This is a genomic window from Haloferax sp. s1 (genome assembly GCF_058382125.1).
The window spans coordinates 1-1,813 of the sequence record NZ_JBZRPK010000195.1 but is presented as its reverse complement, the minus strand read 5'-3'; the positions used below and the strand labels follow the sequence as shown (position 1 = coordinate 1,813).

Annotated in this window: 2 protein-coding genes; both read left to right on the top strand. The window is 64.2% G+C overall.

Annotated features, from left to right (window positions below; genetic code table 11):
* Positions 1–1,145 (top strand): NAD(P)H-hydrate dehydratase (locus QT222_RS01590; RefSeq protein WP_491476089.1); only part of this gene is annotated, 1,145 nt, incomplete at its 5' end.
* Positions 1,142–1,672: a cyclic pyranopterin monophosphate synthase MoaC gene (gene moaC / locus QT222_RS01585; protein ID WP_491476088.1), complete on the top strand. Its 531-nt coding sequence runs from the start codon at positions 1,142–1,144 to the stop codon at positions 1,670–1,672. The genes QT222_RS01590 and moaC, both read left to right, overlap by 4 nt.
* Positions 1,673–1,813 lie beyond the last annotated feature (141 nt).

Here is a 1,813-nt window from a genome sequence, read left to right as displayed (position 1 = left end):
AGGCCGACCTTCGAACCGTCACCGACTCCGTGACCTTCGACATCGGCGACCCGGACCTCGTCGTGGACGCGATGCTCGGAACCGGCGTCACCGGCGCGCTCCGCGAACCAGAGGCGACCGCCGCGCGAGTCATCGACGACTCCGGTGCCACCGTACTCGCAGTTGACGTGCCATCCGGCGTCGACGCCGACACCGGCGACGCCGCGGGCGAAGCAGTCGCGGCCGACCACGTCGTCACGTTCCACGACGACAAACCCGGTCTCGGTACACTCGACTGCGACGTGACCGTCGCCGACATCGGAATCCCGGAAGCGGCAGAGCTATTCACTGGTCCCGGCGACCTACTCGCACTCCACCGCGATTCGCAGAGCCACAAAGGCGACCACGGCGACGTGCTCGTCATCGGCGGCGGACCGTATACCGGCGCACCCGCGTTGGCCGCACAGGCCGCGCTCCGGGCCGGTGCTGACCTCGCGCGCGTTGCGTGCCCCGAGCACGTCGCACGCGAGGTACAGGGCTTCTCCGAGAATCTCATCGTCCGCGGTTTTGCGGGCGACCGCCTCACGCCCGACCACGTTTCCGGCCTGCTCGACTTCGCCGCCGACCGCGATGTGGTCGTCTTCGGCCCGGGTCTCGGCGATGCTGCCGAGTCACTCGATGCAGTCCGTGAGTTCCTCACCTCATACGACGGAACCGCCGTCGTCGACGCCGACGCACTCCAGATAGTTCCCGACGTGGACACCGAGGCGACCCTTATCTGCACGCCGCACCAAGGCGAGTTACAACAGATGGGCGGCGAAACGGACGCGGACTGGGAGACGCGGCGCGAACTCGTCGCCGACTTTGCGACCGACTTCGGACACGTGCTCCTCGTCAAGGGCGCGTACGACGTGGTTGCCGACGGCGACGAAGTTCGCGTCAACCGAACCGGCAACCCCGGCATGACCGTCGGCGGAACCGGCGACGTGCTCGCGGGAACGACCGGTTCGCTCGCGGCCGTGCTTCCGCCACTCGACGCGGCCGCCGCCGCGGCCTACGCGAACGGTCGCGCGGGTGACCTCGCGGCCGACGAGTTCGACGGCGGACTGGTTGCAACGGACCTACTCGAACGACTGCCTGCGGCCCTCCGAGGAGCGGACGAATGAGCGATACGAAACCCAACACCGACACCGACCCTGACACTGCGGCGAACAGCAGCGACGACCGAGAACTGACCCACGTCGACGAAGACGGAAACGTCCAGATGGTGGACGTGGGCGCAAAGCCCGACACACGCCGCCGGGCCGTCGCCCGCGGCACCATCCATCTCAGCGCGTCCACGATTCGCGCCATCCGCGACAATCAAATCGGGAAAGGCGACGTGCTCGCAACCGCCCGAATCGGCGCGATTCAGGCGGTCAAACACACGTGGGAGACGATTCCGATGTGCCACCAGATTCCCATCACGAACGTCGACACCAAGTTCGAGGTAGCCGACGAGTCGGTCACGCTTTCGGTCACCGTCGGCACGACCGGCAAAACGGGCTGTGAGATGGAGGCTCTGGAGGGCGTGACGACGGGACTCAACGTCATCTGGGACATGGTGAAGGCCGCCGAAAAGGACGACGACGGTCAGTATCCGGGGACGAAAATCACGGATGTCGAGGTGGTTCGGAAAGAGAAAGGTAATTAATCAATCACGTATGGGGTCACAATCCTCGACTAGATTATCTCGACTGAATTTCTAGTCTATTAATTGACACCTACAATTGTTAGTAATACGACTTCTTCATTCACGGGATCGCCTGATATCTCCTCTCCTATAGTGATAAAG